This is a genomic window from Marinobacterium maritimum (assembly GCF_039523155.1).
Lineage (GTDB): Bacteria > Pseudomonadota > Gammaproteobacteria > Pseudomonadales > Balneatricaceae > Marinobacterium > Marinobacterium maritimum.
Window position 1 is genome coordinate 1,094,260 of the sequence record NZ_BAAAET010000001.1, and the last position, 25,831, is coordinate 1,120,090.

Consider the following 25,831-nt stretch of genomic DNA (forward strand, 5'->3'; position numbering starts at 1 on the left):
TCGGAATGCCGAGCGCAGCCGCCCGACTTTGATGACTTCATGATGAACCAGGCACGCCAGTCTCAGAATTACACCTTGGCAGGCAAAATATGGTCCCTTGGTAGTAAATTCAGAGCAGGAACAGGACCAAGGTTTGACACACCCCGCCCAAAGTCGTAAAACTTACGCATAAGCTTATGATTTGTCGGGAATAAATCCCGCTCACCCAGGTTGATATCCCTTTACCCCTTTGCCTGACCCCCGATCCTTGCGGGCGCTTTGCCGTGGCCGTCATACAGTTCTGATTCGCACAATGCCCTTGCACACACCAGCCTGGCCATTGCCTCGCTGATGCCATTCACCAACAGGGTATTGAAATGATGACAACAACAAGAACAGCGCCCCGTCGCAAAGGTTTGAGCCAGCAAATACAGGCACTCATGTTAGGTGCCGCCATCGGACTGAGCAGTACCGCTGTACAGGCCACCACCGCGAAAGTGACCTGGAATGACATTCTCAATGACCAGGCAACACCTGAGGATGTTCTTGGCTATGGTATTGGTCCCAAGGCCCAGCGTTACAGCCCGATGACCCAGCTCAACACTGAGAACATCGAGATGCTGACACCGGCCTGGTCATTTTCCTTCGGTGATGAGAAACAGCGTGGTCAGGAGTCCCAGGCACTGATACATGATGGCGTCATTTACATCACCGGCTCCTATTCACGTATTTTTGCCATTGATGCCAAGACCGGAAAAAAACTCTGGGATTACACGGCACGCCTGCCGGATGATATCCGCCCCTGCTGCGACGTGGTTAACCGTGGCGCCGCCATTTTCGGCGATAAAGTCTTCTTCGGTACCCTGGATGCAACCATAGTCGCCCTGAACAAGGACACCGGTAAGGTCGTCTGGAAGAAGAAATTCGGCGATCACACGGCCGGTTATACCATGACGGGTGCTCCTACCCTGATCAAGGACCAGAAAACCGGCAAGGTGATGTTGATACACGGCTCCTCCGGTGATGAGTTCGGTGTGGTAGGCAAGCTCTTTGCGCGCGATCCGGACACGGGCAAGGAGATCTGGATGCGTCCGTTCGTTGAGGGCCACATGGGACGCCTCAATGGTAAGGAAAGTACCCCGACCGGCGATCCGCGTGCACCGACCTGGCCGGATGACCCCAATACAGAGACCGGCAAGGTTGAAGCCTGGAGCCACGGTGGTGGCGCCCCCTGGCAGAGCGCCAGCTTCGATGTTGAAAACAACCGCATCATCGTCGGTGCCGGCAACCCGGCTCCGTGGAACACCTGGGAACGTACCTCTGAGGGTGGCAATCCCCAGGATTACGATAACCTCTACACCTCTGGCCAAGTAGCCGTCGATCCAACCACCGGTGAAGTAGACTGGTTCTACCAGCACACCCCGAACGATGCATGGGACTTCTCAGGCAACAACGAGCTGGTGCTGTTCGAATACGAAGATGGCGGAAAAACGGTCAAGGCCACCGCTCACGCAGACCGTAACGGCTTCTTCTACGTCGTCGATCGCGAAGATGGTGACTTCATCCGCGCCTTCCCGTTCGTCGACAACATCACCTGGGCCACGCATATCGATCCGAACACGGGCCGTCCGGTCGAAGTAGAAGGCCAGCGTCCGCCAGCCCCCCAGCCGGGCGAAAAGAAAGGTGAGTCCATCGAAGTATCACCGCCATTCCTCGGCGGCAAGAACTGGAACCCGATGGCGTACAGCCAGGATACCGGGCTCTTCTATGTGCCGGGCAACCACTGGAAAGAAGACTACTGGACCGAAGAGGTCACCTACCAGAAAGGTGCTGCCTACCTGGGGCAGGGTTTCCGTATCCGCAAGATGTATGACGACCATGTCGGCATTCTGCGCGCGATGAACCCGATTACCGGCAAGATCGAATGGGAACACAAGGAAAAATTGCCGCTGTGGGCGGGTGTCCTGAGCACCAAGGGCGGTCTGGTGTTCACCGGTACCGGTGATGGTTACCTGAAAGCCTTTGATGCAACGTCCGGTGAAGAACTGTGGAAGTTCCAGACCGGCTCCGGCATCGTCTCCAGCCCGGTGACCTGGGAGATGGATGGCGAGCAGTATGTCGGTATTGCGTCGGGTTACGGCGGTGCCGTACCGCTGTGGGGTGGCGATATGGCCGACCTGACCAAGCCGGTGCCCCAAGGTGGTTCTTTCTGGGCCTTCAAACTGCCGAAGTGGGCAGACAAGGTGGCCAAGAAGCAATGACCGCGTGAACGGTTAATGCTGTCCTCGGGCCTGCCTCCCAGGCAGGCCCCTTTTCTGGAGACCTGATCATGGCAAAAGCTAGCCTGCTTTCAACCGGCGTGCTGACTCTGGTGCTGTCATCTGCGGTGGCCGCTCAATGTGAGCCCGGTATTGAAGCCCAGTGTGCCGGTGCTGATCTTCCCGCAACTGACCTGTCCGGCCAGCAACTGGACCGTATCGATCTGAGTGGTGCCAACCTGCGCTACGCCGATCTTCGCCACGCCGATCTTCGTGGTGCCAACCTCAGTGGTGCCGATCTTAGCTACGCCCTGCTCAGCCGAGCTAATTTTGAAAAGGCCAATCTAAAAGGCGCAATACTGGATTATGCCAACATGGTTGCCGTGGCGGGTTGGGCGATGCATGCCCAAGGCGCCTCTTTCAAGGAAACACGACTGGATGGCGCCGACCTTTCATTCGCCCGATTGAGCAACGCCCGTTTTATTGATGCCGTGCTCTATGCAACCAACCTGGAGATGGTGTGGGCGACCAAAACCCGCTTCATCAACTGCAACCTGCAGAACGCCAATCTTCAGGAGGCCAAGCTGAATTACGCCAACATGCAAGGGACTGACCTGCGTGGCGCCAGCATCCGTTTTGCAACTTTCCAGGGCACACACATGGTAGGCTGTAAAAACTGCCCGCAGGACTGGATGGTGCCCAAGCATCAGATGCAATAAACAACCAGAATGGCGTTCATGTTCTAAACGCCATTCCTGCCATTTTCACTCTATTGCCAGTCCGCCTTGATCATATCAGCGGCTTTTTCCGCAATCATGATGGTAGGTGCCATGGTATTGCCGCCCACAATGGAGGGCATTATCGAGCTGTCTACTACGCGTAAACCTTCCTCCCTCGCCTTTCAGCGCGCACTCACAACCACCATAGGGTCGTTTGAAATCCTCATTTTGCAGGTAGCGACTTGGCGGTAAACCGTGCCTGAAAGTCCTGGTGAAGATAGTGTGACAACAAAATCATAGTCTTCTGCAATGCATTGTGTCGTCGACTCTGAGCATCACACCCAGATCCCAGGGGCAGAGTTCTTCCTCTCCATAGCCAAGAAGTTCAGTCTTAGGACGCGGGTGATACAAAACCGTACCTGAGCAGAATCGGCTACTCTTAGGATTAGTTAGATACTGAACCGAATAGAAGTCGCGCCATGCCGGAATCAGACGACAAGATTACCGTTTTTTATGATGGTGCCTGTCCACGATGCATCCAGGACCGGGAGAACTATGAACGTCTTGATCCCGATGCCAACACGCAGGTGGAATGGTTTGATATCACCGGCCGCGACAAGGAACTGGTTGAGCTGGGAATCGACCCACGCAAGGCACTGACCGAACTTCATATTCGCACGGCCGATGGCCGTATCCTGTCTGAACTGGATGCCTATCGTGTGTTAATGACACGTATACCCCACTATCGACTCCTCGGCTGGCTTATTGGCTTACCACTGCTCAGACCCCTCGCCAGTCGCCTATACCATTGGTCGGTTACCCGGCGACTCCGCAAGCAGGGACGTCTTTGAAGCATATTAACCCTGGCCGATTTTGAGTACAGCCTATCAGTCAGCCCAATCACTGAACAAAATCTGCAGCTTACGTCCGTAATCTTGAGCGTATCTTACATCATCAACCCACAAACATTAATGCAAATGCTAATGCGTTGCATTTGGCTTGGGTATTTCATAATATTCCCCGCCCAACAAAAATGCCTAACTGGTAAAAGCAGAGCCATCTGATGCAATGTATTACCCATGCTCCAAGAGAACAGCGACAAGGTTTCAAATGGCGCACCCTATTCAACTTGAGCCTGATTCCCCCAAAAAAATGGTACGGCGGCGTCAGACTGCAAGACCATAAATCACTGTCTAACCAGGTTCCAATCCGTTCTGTTTCCATCGGTCGTATGCTTCTGACCATACCAGTCGAGCAAGGACGAAGCCGTGCTGCACCCTGCGTAAAAGCCGGCGAAAAGGTTTTTAAGGGACAGGTAATTGCCACGGGAGACAGCAAAAACTTGTGGGCCCATGCGAGCACTTCTGGCACCGTCCGTGGCGTTGTCAGCATCCCTGTCGCCGATCGTGACCATACTAGTGAAGCCATTTTGCTTGAGAGCGATGGACTTGATCGCTGGGGACCACGTGAACAAGCCAATATTCCATCCAGCCTGTCGGAACTGGCTGAGTATGCGATGCGCATGGGGCTCGCGGGGCTTGGTGGTGCGGGTTTCCCTACCGGACTTAAGCTTGGCGGTGCTGGTACACCCGATCTGTTGCTGATCAATGGTGCTGAATGCGAGCCGTTTCTCACCTGTGATGACCGTTTGATGCGCGAACGGGCTGCCGATGTCATCCAGGCGGCCGATTATCTGGCCAAGCTGTCAGGTGTATCTAATACGTTTATCGGCGTTGAGAGCAACAAGCCCGAGGCAATTCGGTCCCTTCGCCAGGCCACTGCCGCTGCAGGCAGTTCTGTCAAAATCAGAACGCTGCCTGCGCGCTATCCTGCCGGTGGGCAACCCATGCTGGTACGTGCACTAAGCGGGCGCCGCCTGCGGCCGGGACAATTGCCAGCCGAAATCGGTGTTCAGGTTCTCAATGTGGCATCTCTTTACGCGCTTGGCAGAGCCGTATTTCATGGTGAACCACTGATATCACGTGTAGTGACACTGACAGGCAGATGTAAACACCCCGGCAATTACGAAGTCCCGCTTGGCTACCCTGTCAATCTGCTTCGCAAGATAGCTGAACCAGATTCTGACGCCCGTGATATTCATGTCGGCGGCCCCATGATGGGGCGTAAACTGGAGGAAATTGATGCAGTAACCGGTAAAACCAGCAGTTGCCTGATTTTTGGTGCCAATCGGCTCTGGCCTGCAAAAGGCGATGAATCTGATTGTATTCGATGCAACCGTTGTGTCGATGCATGCCCAATGGCATTGCAGCCCATGTCATTACTGGAAGCTGCCCGCTCACGAAACCAACATGACCTGAAACAGTTGCGGCTTGATGCCTGTATTGAATGCGGAGCGTGCAGTCAGGTTTGTCCCAGCAATCTGCCGCTGCGTGACAGCTTCAGAGCCATAAAAAAGGAAGCCCTGATATGTCGTACCGGATGAGTTTGATGCCCCGGAGCACACAGGGAATCATGGCCACGGTAACCCTGGCCATGTTGCCGGGGACATGGCTGTATGGTCTGCAATACGGTCCTGTGGTCTGGTTACAGGTCATTTGGTGCCTCTTACTGGCACTTCTGGTCGAGATGGGAGCGCTATACCTTTGCCGTAAATCATTGGCCAGAGGACTGAGTGACCTCAGCTGGCTCGTGTGTGCGCTGATTCTTGCTCGTGCACTGCCGTTGATGACACCTCTTTGGATGATGGCAATCGCCAGTGTTGTAGCTTTGGGACTGGTGAAACATGCAAATGGCGGGCTGGGTGCAAATCGGTTAAACCCCGCCATGGCCGGGCTTGCAGTTGTTGCCATCTGTTTTTACCAACAACTGATGCCTGCTCCGGATCTAAATACTCCCTGGACGCTCGGGCTGACTGCCCAGGAAGTATTGCTGCATCAGTTGCAGCTAGAACCTCGTTACCCCGTCGATATCATGACGGGTGCAACACCACTCTCTGGAGGTGCCTTGGATGAGCCGGCCCCTCTCCTTTCATGGATAGGTTATCTAGGCGGAGGACTGCTGCTTGCTGCGATGCGGGTCATCAGATTCGAAATACCTCTGGCAATGATCACCTGTTCGGTCTCTCTGTGTATTCTGGCCGGTCATAGTGCTCAGGAAAGCCTCCACAGCCTGAGCCTGGGCGGTTATGTTTTCACAGCGTTCTTTATCGCCACAGATCCGGTAACGAGCCCGGACAACCGGAGTGCGCGCATTTTGTTCGGGGCTACGATAGGTGTTGTGACAGAACTGGTCAGAGAGTTTGGCCTCTATGCTGACGGTCTTTGCTTTGCGGTGTTGGTAGCGAATCTGTTGGTACCGGACCTCAACCGTCTCGGCTTGAGACTACATCGTCCATGGCATCAGGCAGCCTGAGTTTCCGAATTATATTGATGGATCTTACCCGGTCAGCATTGCTGATCGGGTTCTGGTCTTAATCACCTGAGCACGGCAACACTGGGCAGTTTACCTTTGGCGTGTAAATCTGTGCCTTAGGCTCTTATGTACGCCCAACCTTGTTGCTGCTGCCGGGCCAGATACTGTACCGCAGCCGGCACCACTCTTGCCCCATCCTGTGCACTCACTCCCTGTTTTTCAAGGCTGTTGCTGCAAAGCACCAGGCGCGACAGTATCTCAGTGTCAGCAATCCCTGCGGCGATAGCGGCGGCTGGGCCGTTCACCACCAGCTCCACCTCCGCACCAGGCTCAAGTTTCAACAGGTTGCGTACATTGGATTGGGCTCTGTGTAGAGCTTCCGGTGTCGGGGCGTGTATCAACACTTTCAGTGTTTCCATGGTTAAAGCTCCTGTGCGATGGCATGTGCCAGTTGTTGCAAATCCTCTGCATTTCGTCCGCGTGGGCGAGGCAGTGCTACCTCCTGATCCAGGGCAAGATGTGCCGGGGTTCCAGACAATACCACAACCCTGTCAGCCAGATAGACAGCCTCTTCGATATCGTGGGTAATGAACATGACCGCTGCCCCCGTTTTTTCCCAGATCCGCAGTAATTCATCCTGAAGGTGCTGACGGGTAATAGCGTCAACGGCACTGAAGGGCTCATCCATGAGCAGCAATTCCGGATGCACAGCCAATGCGCGTGCAATACCTGCACGCTGGACCTGACCACCTGACAGTTGATGTGGCCAGCGGTCTGCCAGTTCGCTCAGGCGTGTCAGGCTAAGCACCTCGGCGATCCGCGCTTCACGTTCTTCACGCTTAAGGTCAAGTCCTTTCAGACCGTAGGCGATGTTGTGCTTCAGTCGTTTCCATGGCAACAAACGCCCATCCTGGAACACTGTTGCACGCCGGCGGCAGGAACGGCGTTCCGGAATATCAAGAAAAATTGATCCTGCACTGCTGTCTGCCAGGTCGGCAACGCACTTGAGTAACGTTGATTTGCCGACGCCTGATCCGCCCACAACCGCTACAAATTCTCCTTTTTCAATACGCAGGTTCAAGCCGGCAAACACCGGCTCTGCGCTGTTGCCGTAATGAAAACTCAGATTGTCGATGTTCAGGATGGGCGCCATTGCAACACTCGCTTTTCAATTCGGGCAAACAGCGTATCACTCAGTGTGTAGACCAGAGAGATGATCAACATGTAGATGACGACTGCCTCGTAGGCACCAACGCCGGCTGCGGCGTTCATCTCCTGCCCCATGCCGGGCACACCTAATAACTCGGCAGCAATCAACGTCATCCAGGCCTGACCGATTCCTGTGCGCATGCCCGCCAGTATTCCGGGTGCGGAAGCCGGCAGCGTAACGTTCAGCGCTTGATTCAGGTGACCTTGCTGACCAAAAGCGCGGGCCAACTCGTAGTATTTGGGCTCAACGTTCCTGACCGCTGACCAGGTGGCAAAATAATTAACCCAGAAGACACCGATAGCGATTACAAATGCGGCACCAGCATGACTTACCTTGAACCAGGCGATAGCGAAGACAACCCAGGCAAGAGGAGGAATGGGTCGCAGAATACGCGCCAGCCAGGCATGCAGGGCATCAGCCCAATGGGATGAAGCCGTAACCGCACCAATCAGAAAACCAAGAAATGTTCCCAGACCCAGGCCCCAAACATAATGCACCAGGCTTGAGAGGATCGCAGGTAACAGGCGCCCAGTGGACCACTCATCCTCAAGGGTCTGGGGGAGCAAAAAAGGGTCCGGAATGGTTCCGGCCTGCGCCCATCCAGTCACTTGAGCCAGTTTCCAGCCCGCCACGAACAAAACCAGCCCAGTAAATCCAAGCACTGCTCGTCCCAATGGGCTGCGGGCCCACAAGGATAACTTCGGCTCGCGGTTCATCAGCGATCAAGCGCCTCGTAGAAACGTGTATCGAACAGCTCATTAAGGTCTACATGAGCCTTGAGTGTCCCGATCTCGGCCTGGAAGTCATGCATGGCCTGGGTACCGCCGATGATTTTACGAGGGTCGTCAATGAAATGCGCACTTGAGTTCTCTAAAGCACGTTTCACGATCGCTTCCGGCAGCCTGCCACCACCGACATATCGCTTCACGGCGGCGACCGTCTGCTCGGGATGCTCACGCAGTAACCGGGAGACATCTGCATGTACCGCAACCAGTGCCTGTACCAGCTCTGGCTGATTGTTTATCAGAGATTCACGCACAATCAGTACGGCCCCAGGCTGGCTGGGAAACATTTGCGAACCACTGGCAACCACTCTGGCTTCAGGCAATCGATCCAGACTGATACTGACGACAGGTTCCAGTATGGCGGCACCATCCACAGCCCCCGTCAGCAGGGACTGCTGAACTTGTGCAGCACCCTGATATATCACCTCGATCTGTGTCGGATCAATCTGTAACTGCTTACGCAACCAGTATTGCAGCACGGTTTCAGGAACCGATCCTACGGGGAAGGTCGCAATCACCGGCTTGCGCCCCTTGTCTGCCGTAAAACGGCTGAATGCCGTATTCTGCTCGCCTGACTCAAAGTACGGTGCCAGTTCACCCAGGGCTACCAGACTGATCTGTTCAACGATATTGGAGGCAACAACCTTGATATCGGCCCCCTTGGCTCTGGCTACCATTGCTGGTCCTATGCCCAGGTAGGCGATATCCAGCTGGCCTGCCAGCAATGCCTGAACCATAGCGGGGCCATTCTGGAACTGGATCAACTCTGGATCCTTGATGCCGGCTTCAGCAAGTCGGTCGCTTTCCAGTGCTACAAAGGCCTGAGAAACAGGAATAATAGGCATGTAGCCTACTTCAAGGGGCTCCGCGGCCATGCCGGCTGACGACCAGCCAAGCACAGTGGCCAATAGAATGGAGATTAAGGTACGCATGAGAGACCACTCCTTTAAAAGGCTATGATCTTTCATGCTATATAATGATTTTAAGGCTACAAGAAAGAATTTAGTTCTTTTAGCTATATGCTAGATGTTTTGAACCTTAGCCTCAGCAAGACTATCCGGTCAGGGTGTTGCCAAGCTTCAGCAATCCGCATTGGATTGCCAAGTGAACCAACTCCGCCGTAGAGGAAACCTGGAGCTTGTTTTTCAGCAGCGTGCTGTGATTGGAGACTGTCTTGACGCTGATACATAGCTGCTCAGCGATCAATTTGGGCGTAAGCCCCCGGGCCAGCATGACAAAGATCTCGAATTCCCGCTGGGTCATCCCTTCCAGCCGCGGGTCCATACCGCTGTTTCGCTGCATCGCCAACCGTGTGGCCAGGTCGTGCTCAACATATGGCTGGCCTGCCAGTACCTTGCGTACTGCTTCAAGCAGGACCTCGGGACTGCTGCACTTGGTGATATAACCAAGAGCGCCCACATCGAGTGCTTGCTGCACCATCGGCAGCTCGTCATACATGCTGAAGAACAGTATGCGGGCTCCACTGTCACGCTGCAGGATACGTTTAGCCGTTTCGATACCACTGATATCCGGCAGGTTAATATCAAGCACCAGGGCATCAGGTTGATGCTGCTGCCACAGCGACAGCGATTCCCAACCGCAGGAGGCCTCGATAATTTCACATTCTTCCAACATGGCCGCCAACAGGCTGGCATAACCCTGGCGTACGACCGCGTGGTCATCGGCCAACAAAATTCTCATGCTTCCACTCCGGTTACTATTGGCAAGTCCAGCATCAGCTTCAGGCCGTTTCCCTGCTCTGATGACAGGGTCAATGTCGCATCCATATAGCGAGCCCGTTCATGCATGGACCTGATACCCACCCCTGGCCGGACACCAACAGGAATCCCCTGACCATCATCGATGACGTTTACATAAAGGCGCTGGCCCCGGGTTTCGATGCTGATCACCACTCGTGTAGCCTGGGCGTGCCGGGCAACGTTGTTCAAGGCTTCCTGCAGCAGGCGATAGAGGTGGGTCGAAGTCTCATCGCTGAGTAATGGCAGGGATTTGATCGACAACTGGCAATGGGTACCGCTGCTTTGTTGCCATTGTTCGACCAGGCTGCGCAGAGACTCCTCCAGCCCCAATGGTTCCAGTATTAGCGGATGGAGCGAGCGTATCAGCCGTCTGAAACCCTTCTGCATCGCCTCACAATCAGTGACAATCCTGGGCGCAGTTTTGGCGACCAGTTCGGGCTGATTGGCGGTTTGGCCGATCAGGTACGCCTGGGCGCTGATACCGGTCAAGTACTGGCCCAGATCATCGTGTAATTCACGGGCAAGATAGGCACGCTCCTTTTCCTGCAAGGCCATTAGCTCACGAGTCAGGCGTCGGTTGTCGGCCTGTTCCTGTTCCAATGCCTGAGCCATACGATTGAAGTGGCTGGCAAGGCGGTTGGCCTCGGGCACCGAGTAGGCCTGCAGCCGTGCAGTAAAGTGACCCCGTTGAATTTGGTCCAACGCTGCCAACACCTGGCCAAAAGGCCTCATGCCTTGCGACAGCCCCCAGGTAATGGCGCCAATCGAAAGCAAAGCACCACCGATAAACAACGCAAACACCTGCAGTGCGGATTCCCAAACCTCTTCCAATTCGTCCTCGGGATCGGCGATCAACACCAGCGTATGCCCGTCCGGCAAAAACATTCGACGCTCGATTTGGGGGCTGCTGACAGGCCAGATCCAGCGTGCAAACCAGCCAGGTACTCCCTCTATCCGCAAGGGAGGCGGAGACATGCCCGCTGAAAGTCTGTAGAGCTTCAGATGACGCAGGTCGACCGATAGTAATGACGGCAAGCGTGCGGGATTATGCTGTACATCTTCAATTAACTGGCCAGCAACCGCCATACCGGCTTCCAGCTCACGTTGTATATCTGTTTTCGCCTGACGCATCAGGCCAAACAGGCTCAGCATCAAGGCCAGCAGAAAGGCAGCTGCCACCAGCACATTCAGACGAACGACCGCACGCATTCGATCCAGTCCTTATCAGCGGACGCTGAACACGCCTTCCATGCCCTTGTGCTCCAAGCCTTCCATGTAGAATTCATATTCGCCCGGCTTGATCGGTACGAAAAAGATCTCAGCCTCGCCTTCCTGTTCGAATTCCAGTTCAGTCAGGGTAATCGCCTTGATCTCCATTCCGCCGGCCTCAACCTTGCGCAGGAAAATCGAAGTGAAGAACTCCGGCGACTGCATCGCATATTCCTTCAGCCCGCTGGAGACAACCTTGAGCCGGTAGGCTTTGCCGGTTTCCATCTCATAACGGGTTTGAGACATGGCATAGTCAGTCACCTCACTGCCCAGTACCAGATCGGGAAGGCGCTCGGGACGGGTGGTAAGGTCACCCTCTGCCTGGACGGTCGTCGTGGACAGCGCTGCACTGGCCAACGTCAGGGCGAGTGTCAGGGTACGAATGGGGGATTTCATGGCTATTTCCTGTTCTTGTTGTGATCTTCCCCCAACATCCTAGTGAGCGCCACTCACGAAAACATACTACTTCGGTACTGATTGTTTCAGACTTTCTGAATATTTAAACCCACCCCTTTCCCCCCTAAGCTCAGTTCATAGCTCAACTTATAACAACGATAACGCCCGAGTGTAACCTGATGAACACGCTGCCCCGACTACTGAGCGTCGCGACCCTGGCTTTGTCTTCGCTAGCCAGCGCCACGCCTGCCCCCCTGGAGATCGAGATTGGCTATATCGGTTTTGAACCGGACCATGGCCCTGTTTTATCCAACATCCTGCCTGAACCTGCAGATGCCGGATTGAGGGGCGCTGAACTTGGCATCAAGGACAGCAACACCACGGGCCGCTTTCTTAAACAGCACTACACCCTCCATGCCAACAGCACCGATCAGGCGGAAGAAATTCTTCCAGCCACCCGTGCACTTTACGAGCAGGGTGTGCGCCTGTTTGTGCTTAACCTGACACGGGATCAGCTGGTGTCTGTTGCCGCAGAGCTGCCGGCTGATGTACTGCTGATCAATGCTGGCAGCCAGGACAATGTGCTGCGTACCCAACAGTGTGTACCGGGAATGCTGCACAGCATCCCGTCCCGTGCCATGCTGACTGATGCGCTGGCGCAATGGCTGGCCAGCAAGCGCTGGAATCGCTGGCTGTTGCTGGAAGGTCAGACACAGGAAGACAAGGCGTACGCCGACTCCGTCGTGCGCAGTGCAGAACGCATGGGCGCAACCATCGTCGAACGCAAGCAGTGGAGTTTCGATACCGATCTGCGCCGTACCGCGCAGAAAGAGCTGCCCCCATTCACCCAGACCGACGAGTATGATGTCGTCGTGGTTGCTGACGAACGTGGTGATTTCGGTGAATACGTGCCCTTCAACACCTGGTATCCACGCCCGGTGGTCGGTACCCAGGGGATGTCCCCGGTTACCTGGCATCGTGTCGTGGAAGCCTGGGGGGCTGCCCAGTTGCAGAGCCGGTTCGAGAAACTGGCTGATCGCTGGATGAACAGTCACGACTACGCTAGCTGGGCCGGTGTACGGACGCTGGCTGAAGCGGTCACCCAGACGGGTCAAACCGATCCAGCTGTGCTCAAGAACTTCATCCTGTCCGAGCAATTTCAGCTCGGTGCCTTCAAGGGGCGCAAGCTGTCATACCGTGACTGGAGTGGACAACTGCGCCAGCCCATTCCTCTGATCCACCCGCGCGCCCTGGTATCCCAGTCACCCCAGGCTGGCTATCTGCACCCGACTACCGATCTGGATACGCTGGGTTTTGACCAGCGCGAAAGCCAGTGTTCTGTCAAAGGAGACTCCTGATGTACAAGCCCCCTTTCCTGAAATCGTTGTTGATCACCGCCCTGCTGGCCAGCCCGGCGGCCCAGGCAGCCACGGCGTATGTGTCCAACGAAAAGGACAACACCCTGTCGGTGATCGACCTGGACACCATGGCAGTCACCAAGACCATCGAGGTGGGCGAGCGACCGCGTGGCATCGCCCTGTCCAAGGACAACAGCAAGCTCTATATCTGTGCCAGTGACTCGGATACGGTCCAGGTGCTCGACCTGGCGACTCACAAGATTATCGCCAACCTGCCTTCCGGCGAGGACCCGGAACAGTTCTCGCTGCACCCGGACAACCGCCGCCTCTACATCTCCAACGAGGATGACGCCCTGGTCACCGTGGTCGATACCCAAAGCCATGAAGTACTGGCCCAGATCGATGTGGGTGTAGAGCCTGAAGGAATGGCCGTTAGTCCGGATGGGCGCTGGGCGGTGAACACCAGTGAAACCACCAGCATGTTGCACTGGATCGATACCGAAACCAATGAACTGATCGACAATACGCTGGTGGATCAGCGCCCTCGTCATGTCGAGTTCACCAAGCAGGGAGACACTCTCTGGGCCTCGTCCGAGATCGGCGGCACGGTATCGGTCGTGGATGTTGCCAGCCGCGAGATCATCAAGAAACTGACCTTTCAGATTCGTGGCATCCACCCGGACAAGATCCAGCCGGTCGGTGTGAAGCTGTCGGATGACGGCAAGTACGCCTTCGTAGCCCTGGGCCCGGCCAACCATGTTGCCGTAGTGGATGCCAAAACCTACGAGGTAATGGACTATCTGCTCGTAGGCCGCCGGGTCTGGCACATGGAGTTCACACCTGATCACAAGTATCTGTTGACGACCAATGGCGTGAGCGGTGACGTATCCGTGATCGAGGTTAATGACCTCAAGGTGATCAAGTCAATCAAGGTTGGCCGCTACCCCTGGGGCGTCGTTACATTGAATTAGACACGCTTAAGTAGACACGGTGGATTGATCAGGAGTAACAGATGGGCATTGAAGTACGCCAGTTAAGTTTTCGGTATGGGCCCCGGCAGGCGTTGCAGGATGTCAGCTTCCGCCTCGTCGATGGCCAGCTCAATGCCCTGCTCGGCCCCAATGGGGCCGGTAAAAGCACGCTGTATGCCCTGTTGACCCAGCTGTACAGCTTGCAACAGGGGGAAATACTGCTGGATGACCAATCGATCACGTGTCAATCACGCAAGCTCAAACAACAGCTTGGGGTTGTGTTCCAGCAGAGCACCCTCGACCTCGACCTGAGTGTGCTGCAAAACCTGGAATACCACGGCGCCCTGCACGGCCTGTCGTCTTGCCAGGTCAAACGTGAAGCCGCCGAGTTGCTGGAGCGGCTGGGATTGGGCGACCGCCTCAACGACAGTATCCGCAGCCTCAATGGCGGCCATCGACGTCGTGTTGAGATCGCACGCGCGCTGCTGCACCGCCCCCCCATCCTGCTACTGGATGAAGCGACAGTCGGACTGGATACGGCAGCCCGTCAGTCGATCAACCGCCATGTACGCGACCTTTGCCGCGACAATTCACTAACCGTTCTCTGGGCCACCCACTTGATCGAAGAGATAGCCGCAGACGATCCTGTACTGGTGTTACATCAGGGACGCATTCAGGCCAACGCACAGGCCCATGACATTTGCCGGCAACAACGGACAGCGACCCTTGCAGAAGCGTTCGAGCAGATCACCGGACTCAAGGACAATACCGCATGCGCATGACCGCTTACGCTATCGCTCTGAAAGGGATCCTTAAACGCGAATTTTTGCGTTTTGTCCATCAGCGCACCCGGTTTCTCAGCGCACTGGTGCGCCCCCTGCTCTGGTTGGTGGTGTTCGCCGCCGGCTTTCGTGCCGCACTGGGTGTTTCGATCATTCCGCCGTATGAAACCTACATCACCTACGAAACTTACATCCTGCCGGGGCTTTGCTGCATGATTCTGCTGTTCAACGGCATGCAAAGCTCGCTGTCTATGGTGTATGACCGTGAAATGGGCAGCATGAAGGTGCTGCTGATGAGCCCATTGCCGCGGGCCTGGCTGCTGTTCTGCAAGCTGGTCGCCATCGCCCTGCTGTCGCTGGCCCAGGTGTATGCCTTTATCGCGCTGGGCTTTCTGGTCAATGTGGAACCGCCACTACTGGGATTGCTGACAGTGCTGCCAGCACTATTGCTGACGGCACTGATGCTGGGTGCCATAGGGCTATTCCTGTCGTCCCGTATACGCCAGCTGGAGAACTTTGCCGGGGTGATGAATTTCGTCATTTTCCCGATGTTTTTCATGTCTTCTGCGCTCTACCCGTTGTGGAAGATGCGCGAATCCAGCGAATGGTTGTACTGGATCTGCAGCGTTAATCCTTTCACCCACGCCGTAGAGCTGGTGCGTTTCGCACTGTACATGGAGCTGAACCTGCAGGCGCTGCTAATCACCCTGGGTACGACGCTGGTATTCACCGTACTGGCACTGATGGGATTCAACTCAGAGCAGGTAGCGCGCAAGTCCTGATTATCTTCAGCCTGGCATCTGGCTTTTTGTTGGCTTTCATAGCATTTTTTCAGGTGCCGAAAGCCTGACATGCTTGCTCGTAATAACTGGAGCGGGCAATCTCAAAGGAGCTACAGACCAGCTCGAAGGGCTCATGCTGACTCGACTGGTCTATCAGCCCGTACGATCGTTTTCTCCCGCTCCAAACGGCTGATGCGAGCCTCCAGCTCCTGAATCTTATGCTGTTCCGTCGTACTTGCCTTGGACTCCGGGGGCACACCATCCCGTTCCTCTCGAAGCTGCTTAACCCAGCGACACAATGGACTGGCTCCAACATCAACTGCTCTAGCTGCCTCGGCAACGAAATAGCCCTGATCGACCACCAGACTGGCGGCTTCGCGCTTAAACTCAATTGAAAACGAACGACGTTGTTTTCCATTGGACACCTATTCTTCGGTGGCGACTGTACAACCTAAATGGGTGTCCGGGATTTTTGAGCCACTACATACAAAATACAGCAGACATTTGAATGGTGGGATCAAGACTGCTGGATGACTGGAAACCAGTGAAGACGCCTGGACAGCGCCAGGCGCCTGCCTGCATCAGGCTTCGATCGGTTTGCGCCAGTCATCGGAACCGGAGGTACCGGCACTGACGTGATCCCAGTCGATTTTGCGGTAGGCCTTGGACACTTCAATCAGCTGGGTGAAATCCGCCTTCTGTGGGTCCTGGCAGTGAGGCATATGGCAGTTGATGTCGACGATGGTTGCCCCCTCCAGCGAGGTGGTGAAGAAGTGCTCCTGCTTGCCTTCAATGGAGGTGCGGTACCATTTCAGTTCAACCTTGGTCAGCTTCTCACCCGAAGAGAGGGCGTTGTACATCAGCGGGACAGCCTTGTTCAGTGCTACGGTGAACTTGAACGGCTTGTGCAGAAGGGAAGTTCCATCTCGCTCTGCTGACCTTTAGCAGAGGAGACGTACTTGATATTGATACGCTCTTTAGGCGCGACTGAACCGTCTTGAGGCATGTGAACTCCTTTTCAATACCCATGCATTTTGCATGGAAAGCATCCTGCTTGCGATGAAAGCTACTTTGCCATATGCGTAAAGTCAACCACCATAAAACCAGAATTTTCCCATTAAACTGCCGTTTTCCAATTGTCGATAGCAGCTATAGTTCCAATGCGCTTCTGGCAAACAGCAGATACGTTCGGCCTCAACAAGATATGCCATAGATAGCTGATGAGCTGAAAGTACGTTTCGGGTTGGACAAATGAATATGACACTTTATATTTATTATTAGTATTTTAACTGTATCATTTGTTAATCATCGCAGTTCCAGCCTGGCCCAATCCTTGATGAACTGCGCTGGGCAACTTAGAATCCACTGCCCGCTGGTTGCTGAATGACCACGGGTCAACCCGGCACGACGGCCAGTATCGACCAAACAGACTCGAGGCATGACCAAAATACGCTGTATTGAAGAGCTCGTTCAGGAGTTCCAGGAACAAAGACCCATTCGCGGGGGCTCGCTGATTATCACCATTTTTGGTGATGCCATTGCAGCTCGTGGCGGTACAGTCTGGCTTGGCAGCCTGATCAACCTGCTCGAGCCTCTTGGGCTCAACCAGCGCCTGGTCAGAACCTCAATCTTTCGCCTGACCAAGGACAACTGGCTTACCTCCAACCAGATTGGACGACGCAGCTATTACAGTCTGACCGACTCGGGTCGCCGCCGCTTTGAAAGCGCCTTCCGTCGTATCTATGCTGAACTCTATCCCGAATGGGACGGCAAATGGGACATGGTGCTGGCCAACCAGCTCGATAACGAGCTGCGCAAGGTGCTGAAAAAGGAGCTGGAATGGCAAGGTTTTGGCAACATATCACCCAGCATCATGGCGCATCCGATGGCCGATGCCCAGGAGCTGAGCAACACCTTACAAGAGCTCTGCGTACAGAATGAAGTGATTCACATGCGTGCCGAAATGGTTGGCACCCAAACATCAGACGCTCTGAAGCAACTGGTTCACGAATGCTGGAACCTGCAGCAGCTGGCTGAGGACTATCAGCAGTTCCTCGACCGCTTCCGCCCCATTCTGCGCGCCTTGAAAGCGACCGATGAACTTGAACCCGAGCAGTGTTTCCAGTTGCGCACTCTGCTGATTCATCACTACCGACGCCTGCTGCTGCGTGACCCATTGCTACCGGAGAAACTTCTGCCGGCAGACTGGGCTGGCACCTCGGCACGCGTTTTATGCCGCAATATCTATCGACTGATCTATGCCAAGGCTGATCAGTGGCTCTCTGAAACCCAGGAAACGGCCGACGGCCCCCTGCCTGAACCGGCGCCACGCTTCTACAAGCGGTTTGGTGGCCTCTGAGCCCGTATACACAATCGAGGTAAACTACCATGCCCCTGTCTACGCCCGCTGAACGCGAGTCGGTGCACACCCGCCATGTCACTTGCAATGGCTACAAACGCAAGGACGGCCTCTGGGATATCGAGGGCGAACTCATTGATATCAAGAGTTTTGACCTGCAAGTTGCCGAACGCAACAATGGTGTTATTCCGGCCGGCGAGCCTCTGCACAAGATGTCACTACGTCTGACTATCGATTACGACCTGAACATCCTCGACGTAGAGGCCTGTATGGATTACACGCCTTTCCGCTATTGTCCGGAGATTGCCGACAGCTTCCGTAAGCTCATCGGCCACCAGATCGCACCGGGTTTTACCCGCCTGACCCGCGAGCTGCTGGGCGGCACTCAGGGTTGTACCCATCTATTGGAAATGCTGGGCGTGCTGGCTACAACAGCCTACCAGACGACCCATCACGAACGTGAAAAACGGGAAGATTTTGGCGCCCATGGCGACAAACGGCCGCCAATGCTCAACACCTGCCATACCTTCGATACCCACGGCCCGGTCGTAGAGCGCTACTGGCCGCAGTTTTATGAAGGCGATGATCAAAAGCCTGAAGAGTAAGTTTCAAGTGGAGGCGCCAGCCTCCACTTTCTCGCGACTACTCTGACTTCTGCTTGACCTGATACAGCGGAACCACGTCTTCATCAAAGCTCAACCGTTTACGGTCCGGCTCAACCTCAGTCAGCGCTTCAACCTCCTGCATGGTATTCAGACTGCGAACGGCCAGATCCTGATACTGTCGTGTCCCGGCTGATTTCCAGGCAATTTCCTGCTCACCCAGTTCACGAATGACCTTCGCCGGCGAGCCCGCTACCAGGCTGCGATCCGGAACCTCGAATTTGGCTTTGACGAACGCCATGGCCGCAACGATCGATGACTCGCCAACGACTGCGCCATCCATAATCACCGCGTTCATGCCCACCAGAGCATTACGCTTGACCACGCAGCCGTGCAACACAGCGCCATGGCCGATATGCCCGTCTTCTTCAACAACTGTATCCGTGCCCGGGAACCCGTGCATGACACAGGTATCCTGGATATTGGCGCCTTCCTTCAGTACCAGACGGCCAAAATCCCCACGCAAACAGGCCGCCGGCCCCACATAGCAACGCGGCCCAATGATTACATCCCCGATCAGAACAGCACTGGGATGGACATAGGCGGTTGGATCGATCACTGGGGTGATGCTATCAATTGAGTAGACTTTCATGGGTTCTCCTTGGCTACAGGCTTATCATTATTCTGTTCAGTTCTAACATGCAAAGCGACAGGGCTCCAGCACCCTATTATGTACACAGCCAAACATTACGATACACAATTATTTTTTTAATGCATAAAACTGTATCTCTTTTAGGTTTGTGCTAGCATACAAAAATGTTGCCGAGTTCAGGTTCGGTGACACTCTCATCTTCCCTTCGGGTTACCATTAATCCGAAGCAAGCAATAATACTTTGCCCTTAGATGGCAGACCTCGGTCTGCCATTTTTTTCTATCCTGTCCTGCTCGTATCCGTTGTGCAATTCCCTGCCGGTTCTGTTCGGGCTATGCTGCAGCCAGTCATAACAGGAGGAAGAGACTATGCTGATTCATCCCGACAGATCCTGCCTGCTGGTGATCGACATTCAGGAACGGATGGCTCCAGTCATCCACCAGGCCGAGCAAACTGTCTCCAATTGCGCCTGGCTGATCGATATCGCCAACCAGCTGGATGTACCTGTCCTTGCAACCGAACAGTATCCCCAGGGACTGGGCACGACCCTGCCAAGCATTCGTGAACGAATCCGGCCTGAAAACATCATTGAGAAAATTCACTTCTCGGCCATGTCCGATGAAGAGCCGAGCCGAGTCATTAACGCCGGCGAACGTAATCAGGTCATCCTCGTCGGCATGGAGTCGCATGTCTGCGTTTTGCAGACTGCGCTGGAGCTCCAGCAGCAGGACCGAGAAGTGTATATCGTTGAGGATTGCGTATCCTCTCGCTCGCCTGCCGACAAGGCTGCGGCACTGGCTCGTTTCCGCCAATGCGGCATCTATGTGGTCACCCGTGAAATGGTTGCTTTCGAATGGCTTCGCTGTGCGGGGACCGACCGTTTCCGCGAAATAAGCAAAACTTACCTGCGTTAACACCCTCTGTCAGGTATTTTCCCTGGCTGCTCTTGACTCTGATCCACAGATCAATGAAAGTTTACGTAAACGTAAACTTTCATTGATATACCGCTACGATATCTCATCCATAAAAATTAGATCAGGAGAGGTCGATGACAGCGCCACTCTGGACACCGGACCAGTCCCGTTGCGAACGCACCCGCATTTACGATTTCATGCAGAAGCTGAACCGGTCGCACAACCTGTCTCTGGATTGCTATGACAGTCTGTACCAATGGAGTATCGAGAACAGCCCAACATTCTGGAGCGATCTCTGGGATTACGCAGGCGTAATTGCTTCAAATCGCGGCGAGACAGTGCTTGAGCACCCTGACCGTATGCCGGGCGCACGCTGGTTCCCTGAAGCTCGACTCAATTTTGCCGAAAACCTGCTTCGCTACCGCGACGACCGCCCCGCCGTCATCTTCCGTGGTGAGGACGAAACACGCATCGAATTGAGCCATGCCGAGCTGTATAAACAGGTTGCCCGCCTGGCGAGCGCACTGCGTAAACAGGGGGTTACCCAGGGGGACCGAGTCTCAGGCTTCATGCCCAATGTTCCGGCCACGCTGATCGGCATGCTGGCAACGGCTTCTATCGGCGCCATCTGGAGCTCCTGCTCCCCGGACTTCGGTATCAACGGTGTACTGGACCGCTTCGGCCAAGTGGAACCCAAGGTACTGCTCACCACCGATGGTTATCGCTACAACGGCAAGGTACTCAACAGCCTGGAGCGGGTTCAGGGTATCGCCCATCAACTGCACTCGGTGGAAACCATCGTAGTCGCGCCGTTCATAGAGGCTCAGCCTGATATCAGCGGCCTTGATCGGGCCGTGCTATGGGACGACTTTATCGATGCCGAGGCTGAAGAGGTCGTTTTTGAACAATTGCCGTTCGATCATCCACTGTATGTGATGTACTCCTCCGGCACCACCGGCGTGCCCAAGTGCATCGTGCACAGCGCGGGCGGCGCCCTGCTGCAGCACCTGAAAGAGCATATCCTGCACACGGATGTCGGACGTGATGACCGCCTGTTCTACTACACCACCTGTGGCTGGATGATGTGGAACTGGCTGGTCAGCGGTCTGGCCACCGGATGTACACTTGTACTCTTTGATGGCTCCCCTTTTGCGCCAGAACCCAGCGTACTTTGGGATATCACCGAGCAGGAGAAGATCAGCATTTTCGGCACCAGCGCAAAATATATTGCGGCACTGGAGAAAGCCGGTGTTAAACCGCGCGAAAGCCACAACCTTTCCGCATTGAAAGCAGTGCTCTCTACCGGTTCACCGTTGGCGCACGAGAGCTTCGAATACGTCTATCGGGACATAAAAGCCGACCTGCAGCTTTCGTCTATCTCCGGTGGCACCGACATCATTTCCTGTTTCGCTCTGGGCTGCCCAATCCGTCCGGTGTATGCCGGCGAGTTGCAGTGCCGTGGCCTGGCCATGGCCGTAGAGATCTTCGACGACAACGGCCAACCAGTCCGCGGGGACAAAGGCGAACTGGTGTGTACCCAGCCCTTCCCGTCCATGCCTGTCGCCTTCTGGAACGACCCTGAGGGCCGCAAGTATCACGATGCCTATTTCGGTCAGTTCGACAATATCTGGGCCCATGGCGACTATGGCGAAATCACCGAGCATGACGGCCTGATCATTCACGGCCGCTCGGATGCCGTGCTCAACCCCGGCGGCGTACGTATCGGTACCGCTGAGATCTACCGCCAGGTGGAAAAGGTAGACGGCGTACTGGAGAGCCTTTGCATCGGCCAGCCCTGGGATAATGATGTGCGTGTGGTGCTGTTTGTGCGCCTGCAGGATGGCCTGGAGCTGGACGATAACCTGATCAAGACGATCAAGGATACCATCAGGGCCAACACGACTCCTCGCCACGTACCCGCACGGGTCGTGCAGGTCAGCGACATCCCGCGCACCATCAGTGGCAAGATTGTCGAACTGGCCGTACGCAAGGTGGTCATGGGCGAAGAAGTGAAGAACAAGGATGCGTTGGCCAATCCCGAAGCACTGGAGCTTTTCCGCAACCTGCCGGAACTGCAGTCCTGAGCGTATATGGGTCCTGAATTCAGCTGGACCCTGAACGCAGAGGCCCCGCTCATTGCGGGGCCTCTGACTCACTCCTCGAAACGGTAGTATTCCCGGTTCAACCAGGCACTGACATCGGTCACCTCATCGGGAAACCAGCCCACATCCAGATTGGTGTTACAGCCTTCCACAAAGGCTTCCAAAGCTGCATAGCTCTGCACCTTGCGCTCCTGGCGCTGATAGAAATCTTCGCCATGGCAGGTCTCGCAGTTGGCATCGGTATAATGCTCGCCCTGAATAGTGCGTTCAATTTCGACACCATAATAGAGCGCCTTGCCCTGCTCCGGATCTGCAGCCATCAAGCTGCCGACATAAGCCGCCAGCAGCAGTGCAACTCCCCTGTTCACGCATCACCTCCGGTTGATTATTACAACTGGACGCGGCCAACCTGCGCAATAAAGTCCTCCGGGTCAATTACCCCGATCAGAGTCAGTTCAGGCCGCTCCCGACCGCTGGCATCATAGAAGATCAGTGCCGGCGGCCCGATGATAGAGAAACGGCGATACAGGGACTTGGCTCCCTCATCGTTCGCGGTAACATCCAGCTTGATCAGCTTGAACGGCGCCAACGACTGCTGAACACCTGCATCACTGAAAGTAACATAGTCCAATTCGATGCAGGAGATACACCAATCGGCATAGAAATCCAGCATGACCGGCTGCCCTTGCTGTCGAGCCTGCACCAGCAGACGATCCAGGTCAGCTTCGCGGCTGACGGTTTCAAATGGCAGCTTGGCAGACTGAGTATTCTGAGCCACTACACCGCCCACAACCCCCTGCAACGGATAGAGCAGACTTTTGCCACCTGAGAGCACCCCCACCAGCAGAGCCACGCCATACACCAGCAGTACCACACCCATTCCTTTCCAGAAACGGTGCCAGCCGCGAGCATGTTCCGGCAGACGATCCAGTGCGCCCAGATATACCGCACTGACCAGCAGTACAAGACTGAACAGCAACATGGTGACCGATGTCGGCAGCAGCCGATCAAGCATCCAGACAGCCATCAGCAGCAGCAGGACACCAAAGCCCGCCTTGACTGCTTCCATCCAGGCACCGGCACGTGGCAGTAACTTGCCGGCAGAGGCACCCACCAGCAGCAAGGGAACGCCCATCCCCATGGACAGGCTGAACAGTGCGCTGCCGCCAAGCACAGGGTCACCACTCTGTCCGATATAGATCAACGCGCCCGCCAGAGGAGCCGCCATGCAGGGTCCGACAATCAGGGCGGACAGCAGCCCCATGACCGCGACACCGGTTAGCGTGCCGCCCTTTTGCCGATGACTGGCATTGCTGAGCCGGCTCTGCAATGCAGAAGGCAATTGCAGGTCGTAAAAGCCAAACATGGAAAAGGCCAGCAGTACGAACACCGCACTGAAGCTGCCGATAATCCAGGGATTCTGGAACGCGGCCTGCAGATTGGCCCCAAAAAGACCTGCGGCGATACCTGCCAGAGTATAGGTGAGCGCCATCGCCAGCACATAGACCAGTGACAGCAGGAAGGCACGCATGGTGCTGAGATGATGCCCTTGTCCCGCGATGATGCTGGACAATATCGGGATCATCGGCAAAACACAGGGAGTTAATGACAACGCAAGGCCTGCCAGGAAAAAGGCACCCAGCATGAGCAGCCAGTTGCCGTCAGCCAGCAGCCGTGCAAACTGATCCTGCTCACTCAGAGGGACCGCTGACTCAGCTACTTCTTGAGGCGTTGATTCAACCTGAGATGCCTTGTCAGTCGGCCAACTCAGCCCAGCAGCCGCCGGCAAATCGCTGACACTGACCGTTTTGGTGACGGGCGGATAGCAGATGCCCCCCTCCCAGCAGCCCTGATAGCTGACCTGCAGATCGGCACTGTCATTCGCACCCTCACTATGCCCCAGCAACAATGCCACTTCAGCCAGATTGTGATACACCTCAACCTGGCCGAACAGGGGATCATCTTTCATGTCACCGCTGGCATCGTGCCGCTCAACCAGCTCGACGCCCTCGGGCATATCGATCTGGATACGCTCCCGGTACAGGTAATAGCCAGGCTCAACATCCCAGACCAACCGAGTGATACCGGCATCCGCTGCTTCGACACGCAGTCGGAAGGCCTCATCCACGTCCAAAGGCTGATTACTGGCCACCCCGCCAAAAAGGCTTGCGTGGGCTGTCATCGTTGTAGAAAGGGTTACCAACAGCACCAGCAAGGGCTGCAATAGCGCACGTGTCAACAAAGCGATCATCCTTATTTCGTCACATCACTCAGGTCTGACCTCAAGAGCATCGAAATGTTCTCAACAGGTCCTGAACGTATGGCAAGTTTAACACTCCTGCACATAGCACCGGTATCGGCCACTAAATCTCACACCTTCAGATACTTATAACCGCCGCAGCGATGTGGTAAAACAGAACGGATCGGCTAGCCAATAAAGCCGACATTCAGCATTAAATGCCGCTGCCAGGACTATAAGATGACCGATACACGCGTAGAAGACCTCAATATTGAATCCAATATCCCGCTGATCACGCCGGAAGCCCTCAAGGCCAAGCTGCCGCTGACTGAAGCCGCTGCCAAAACCGTGATGGAAGGCCGTCAGGTAATCAAGGATATCCTCGACCGCAAGGACAAGCGCCTGTTCGTGGTTGTGGGCCCCTGCTCCATTCACGATCCTGAAGCAGCGCTCGAATATGGCCGTAAGCTGAAAGCCCTGGCTGAGGAAGTGAAAGACACCCTGTATCTGGTCATGCGCGTCTATTTTGAGAAACCCCGTACCACCGTGGGCTGGAAAGGCCTGATCAACGACCCGCACATGAACGACTCCTTCGATATCGAAGAAGGCCTGCACATTGCGCGTAAACTGCTGCTCGACCTGTCCGAAATGGGCCTTCCGCTGGCAACTGAAGCTCTGGATCCGAACACCCCGCAGTATATGCAGGACCTGATCAGCTGGTCTGCGATTGGCGCACGTACCACTGAGTCGCAGACACACCGTGAAATGTCTTCAGGTCTGTCCTGCGCAGTTGGCTTCAAGAACGGTACCGATGGCGGCTTGGACGTCGCTGTAAATGCCATGAAGTCCGTGCTGCACCCACACAGCTTCCTCGGCATGAGCGGTGATGGTCAGGTATCGATCGTGCGCACGCGTGGTAACCGCTACGGTCACGTAGTCCTGCGTGGCGGCAACGGCAAGCCGAACTATGACTCTGTCAGCGTAAAGCTGTGCGAACAGGCCCTGGAAAAAGCGGGCCAGCAAGCCAACATCATGGTGGATTGCAGCCATGCCAACTCCAACAAGGATCCTGCTCTGCAACCGCTGGTCGCTGAGAATGTGGCGAACCAGATTCTGGAAGGCAATAAATCCATTGTCGGCTTGATGATTGAGAGCAACCTGGAATGGGGTAACCAGTCCATCCCTGATGACCTGACTCAGCTCAAGCACGGGGTGTCCGTGACCGATGCCTGCATTGACTGGGAAGCCACTGAAAAGTGCATGCGTGAAATGGATGCAAAACTCAAGGATGAGCTGAACGATCGCTGATCCAACCTCTGGGC

At 55.3% G+C, this 25,831-nt stretch carries 25 protein-coding genes and 3 pseudogenes; 14 read left to right on the top strand and 14 right to left on the bottom strand.

All coding sequences use genetic code 11. The annotated features are described in order from the left end of the window. Window positions 1-419 precede the first annotated feature (419 nt). Both ABD013_RS05005 and ABD013_RS05010 read left to right on the top strand, forming a co-directional pair. On the top strand, window positions 420-2,240 hold the full coding sequence (locus ABD013_RS05005) for a PQQ-dependent methanol/ethanol family dehydrogenase (RefSeq protein WP_343803149.1): 1,821 nt from the start codon (window positions 420-422) through the stop codon (window positions 2,238-2,240). 68 nt (window positions 2,241-2,308) lie between these two features. Continuing rightward, a complete protein-coding gene (locus ABD013_RS05010) occupies window positions 2,309-2,956 on the top strand; it encodes a pentapeptide repeat-containing protein (protein ID WP_343803152.1) in 648 nt (215 codons plus the stop codon). A gap of 50 nt (window positions 2,957-3,006) precedes the next feature. Here the strand turns inward: ABD013_RS05010 and ABD013_RS05015 are convergent. After that, window positions 3,007-3,114 (bottom strand): annotated as a pseudogene (locus ABD013_RS05015) (hypothetical protein); the annotation flags it as partial. A 321-nt stretch (window positions 3,115-3,435) separates the two neighbouring features. Here ABD013_RS05015 and ABD013_RS05020 point away from each other — a divergent pair. From ABD013_RS05020 to ABD013_RS05030, 3 genes are all read left to right on the top strand, one after another. After that, window positions 3,436-3,807 carry a thiol-disulfide oxidoreductase DCC family protein gene (locus ABD013_RS05020; protein WP_343803155.1) on the top strand — a complete coding sequence of 124 codons (372 nt, stop codon included), beginning with the start codon at window positions 3,436-3,438 and terminating at the stop codon, window positions 3,805-3,807. Window positions 3,808-4,019: 212 nt separating this feature from the next. Next, a complete protein-coding gene (gene rsxC, locus ABD013_RS05025) occupies window positions 4,020-5,399 on the top strand; it encodes an electron transport complex subunit RsxC (protein WP_343803158.1) in 1,380 nt (459 codons plus the stop codon). A gap of 5 nt (window positions 5,400-5,404) precedes the next feature. After that, on the top strand, window positions 5,405-6,328 hold the full coding sequence (locus ABD013_RS05030) for an RnfABCDGE type electron transport complex subunit D (protein ID WP_343803988.1): 924 nt from the start codon (window positions 5,405-5,407) through the stop codon (window positions 6,326-6,328). Window positions 6,329-6,444: 116 nt separating this feature from the next. On the opposite strand, the gene ABD013_RS05035 is transcribed toward ABD013_RS05030, so the two are convergent. The 7 genes from ABD013_RS05035 to ABD013_RS05065 all read right to left on the bottom strand — a co-directional run bounded on the left by ABD013_RS05035 (window position 6,445) and on the right by ABD013_RS05065 (window position 11,748). Continuing rightward, complete coding sequence (locus ABD013_RS05035; RefSeq protein WP_343803161.1) at window positions 6,445-6,747, bottom strand: DsrE family protein; 303 nt, start codon at window positions 6,745-6,747, stop codon at window positions 6,445-6,447. Between the two features lie 2 nt (window positions 6,748-6,749). Then, complete coding sequence (locus ABD013_RS05040) at window positions 6,750-7,481, bottom strand: ABC transporter ATP-binding protein (protein WP_343803164.1); 732 nt, start codon at window positions 7,479-7,481, stop codon at window positions 6,750-6,752. Further along, complete coding sequence (locus ABD013_RS05045) at window positions 7,466-8,254, bottom strand: ABC transporter permease (protein WP_343803166.1); 789 nt, start codon at window positions 8,252-8,254, stop codon at window positions 7,466-7,468. Before ABD013_RS05045 ends, ABD013_RS05040 begins: the two co-directional genes overlap by 16 nt. After that, window positions 8,254-9,255 carry an ABC transporter substrate-binding protein gene (locus ABD013_RS05050; RefSeq protein ID WP_343803169.1) on the bottom strand — a complete coding sequence of 334 codons (1,002 nt, stop codon included), beginning with the start codon at window positions 9,253-9,255 and terminating at the stop codon, window positions 8,254-8,256. Before ABD013_RS05050 ends, ABD013_RS05045 begins: the two co-directional genes overlap by 1 nt. A gap of 121 nt (window positions 9,256-9,376) precedes the next feature. Continuing rightward, window positions 9,377-10,024, bottom strand: coding sequence for a response regulator (locus ABD013_RS05055; protein WP_343803172.1), 648 nt, complete (start codon window positions 10,022-10,024; stop codon window positions 9,377-9,379). Continuing rightward, window positions 10,021-11,292, bottom strand: coding sequence for a histidine kinase (locus tag ABD013_RS05060; RefSeq protein WP_343803174.1), 1,272 nt, complete (start codon window positions 11,290-11,292; stop codon window positions 10,021-10,023). Before ABD013_RS05060 ends, ABD013_RS05055 begins: the two co-directional genes overlap by 4 nt. Before the next feature lie 15 nt (window positions 11,293-11,307). Next, window positions 11,308-11,748 (bottom strand): cupredoxin domain-containing protein, encoded by a 441-nt coding sequence (locus ABD013_RS05065; protein WP_343803176.1) that lies wholly within the window; start codon window positions 11,746-11,748, stop codon window positions 11,308-11,310. 179 nt (window positions 11,749-11,927) lie between these two features. Between ABD013_RS05065 and ABD013_RS05070 the strand changes: the two genes are divergently transcribed. From ABD013_RS05070 to ABD013_RS05085, 4 genes are read left to right on the top strand one after another with little or no spacing between them, the layout of a single operon-like run. Continuing rightward, window positions 11,928-13,106, top strand: coding sequence for an ABC transporter substrate-binding protein (locus tag ABD013_RS05070; protein ID WP_343803178.1), 1,179 nt, complete (start codon window positions 11,928-11,930; stop codon window positions 13,104-13,106). Then, a complete protein-coding gene (locus ABD013_RS05075) occupies window positions 13,106-14,077 on the top strand; it encodes a YVTN family beta-propeller repeat protein (protein WP_343803180.1) in 972 nt (323 codons plus the stop codon). Before ABD013_RS05070 ends, ABD013_RS05075 begins: the two co-directional genes overlap by 1 nt. Window positions 14,078-14,118: 41 nt before the next feature. Next, entirely contained in the window at window positions 14,119-14,859 is a 741-nt protein-coding gene (locus ABD013_RS05080; RefSeq protein WP_343803182.1) for an ABC transporter ATP-binding protein, read from the top strand. Beyond that, the gene (locus ABD013_RS05085) at window positions 14,850-15,641 is read left to right on the top strand and encodes an ABC transporter permease (RefSeq protein ID WP_343803184.1); all 792 of its coding nucleotides are present in this window, start codon (window positions 14,850-14,852) and stop codon (window positions 15,639-15,641) included. The genes ABD013_RS05080 and ABD013_RS05085 overlap by 10 nt, the downstream gene beginning before the upstream one ends. A 76-nt stretch (window positions 15,642-15,717) precedes the next feature. Here the strand turns inward: ABD013_RS05085 and ABD013_RS05090 are convergent. The 3 genes and pseudogenes from ABD013_RS05090 to ABD013_RS05100 form a co-directional block, all read right to left on the bottom strand. Then, a pseudogene (locus tag ABD013_RS05090) lies at window positions 15,718-16,066 on the bottom strand (transposase); the annotation flags it as partial. A 156-nt stretch (window positions 16,067-16,222) separates the two neighbouring features. Next, window positions 16,223-16,552: pseudogene (gene tssD, locus ABD013_RS05095) on the bottom strand (type VI secretion system tube protein TssD); the annotation flags it as partial. After that, window positions 16,525-16,647, bottom strand: coding sequence for a type VI secretion system contractile sheath small subunit (locus tag ABD013_RS05100; protein WP_343803186.1), 123 nt, complete (start codon window positions 16,645-16,647; stop codon window positions 16,525-16,527). The gene ABD013_RS05100 and the pseudogene tssD, both read right to left, overlap by 28 nt. A 432-nt stretch (window positions 16,648-17,079) precedes the next feature. Between ABD013_RS05100 and paaX the strand changes: the two genes are divergently transcribed. Then, window positions 17,080-18,000: a phenylacetic acid degradation operon negative regulatory protein PaaX gene (gene paaX / locus ABD013_RS05105; RefSeq protein WP_343803188.1), complete on the top strand. Its 921-nt coding sequence runs from the start codon at window positions 17,080-17,082 to the stop codon at window positions 17,998-18,000. Window positions 18,001-18,029: 29 nt separating this feature from the next. Continuing rightward, window positions 18,030-18,605 carry a DUF2889 domain-containing protein gene (locus ABD013_RS05110; protein WP_343803190.1) on the top strand — a complete coding sequence of 192 codons (576 nt, stop codon included), beginning with the start codon at window positions 18,030-18,032 and terminating at the stop codon, window positions 18,603-18,605. Between the two features lie 37 nt (window positions 18,606-18,642). On the opposite strand, the gene paaY is transcribed toward ABD013_RS05110, so the two are convergent. Further along, window positions 18,643-19,254 carry a phenylacetic acid degradation protein PaaY gene (paaY, locus tag ABD013_RS05115; protein WP_343803192.1) on the bottom strand — a complete coding sequence of 204 codons (612 nt, stop codon included), beginning with the start codon at window positions 19,252-19,254 and terminating at the stop codon, window positions 18,643-18,645. A 368-nt stretch (window positions 19,255-19,622) separates the two neighbouring features. Between paaY and ABD013_RS05120 the strand changes: the two genes are divergently transcribed. Both ABD013_RS05120 and ABD013_RS05125 read left to right on the top strand, forming a co-directional pair. Then, complete coding sequence (locus ABD013_RS05120; RefSeq protein WP_343803194.1) at window positions 19,623-20,168, top strand: hydrolase; 546 nt, start codon at window positions 19,623-19,625, stop codon at window positions 20,166-20,168. Window positions 20,169-20,302: 134 nt separating this feature from the next. Next, the gene (locus tag ABD013_RS05125) at window positions 20,303-22,252 is read left to right on the top strand and encodes an acetoacetate--CoA ligase (protein ID WP_343803196.1); all 1,950 of its coding nucleotides are present in this window, start codon (window positions 20,303-20,305) and stop codon (window positions 22,250-22,252) included. Window positions 22,253-22,320: 68 nt separating this feature from the next. On the opposite strand, the gene ABD013_RS05130 is transcribed toward ABD013_RS05125, so the two are convergent. Continuing rightward, window positions 22,321-22,638 carry a hypothetical protein gene (locus tag ABD013_RS05130; protein WP_343803198.1) on the bottom strand — a complete coding sequence of 106 codons (318 nt, stop codon included), beginning with the start codon at window positions 22,636-22,638 and terminating at the stop codon, window positions 22,321-22,323. A gap of 20 nt (window positions 22,639-22,658) precedes the next feature. Then, window positions 22,659-24,521, bottom strand: coding sequence for a protein-disulfide reductase DsbD (gene dsbD, locus ABD013_RS05135; RefSeq protein ID WP_343803200.1), 1,863 nt, complete (start codon window positions 24,519-24,521; stop codon window positions 22,659-22,661). Window positions 24,522-24,749: 228 nt separating this feature from the next. On the opposite strand from dsbD, the gene ABD013_RS05140 reads away from it, so the two are divergent. Continuing rightward, the gene (locus ABD013_RS05140; RefSeq protein ID WP_343803202.1) at window positions 24,750-25,817 is read left to right on the top strand and encodes a 3-deoxy-7-phosphoheptulonate synthase; all 1,068 of its coding nucleotides are present in this window, start codon (window positions 24,750-24,752) and stop codon (window positions 25,815-25,817) included. The last annotated feature ends 14 nt before the right edge of the window (window positions 25,818-25,831 follow it).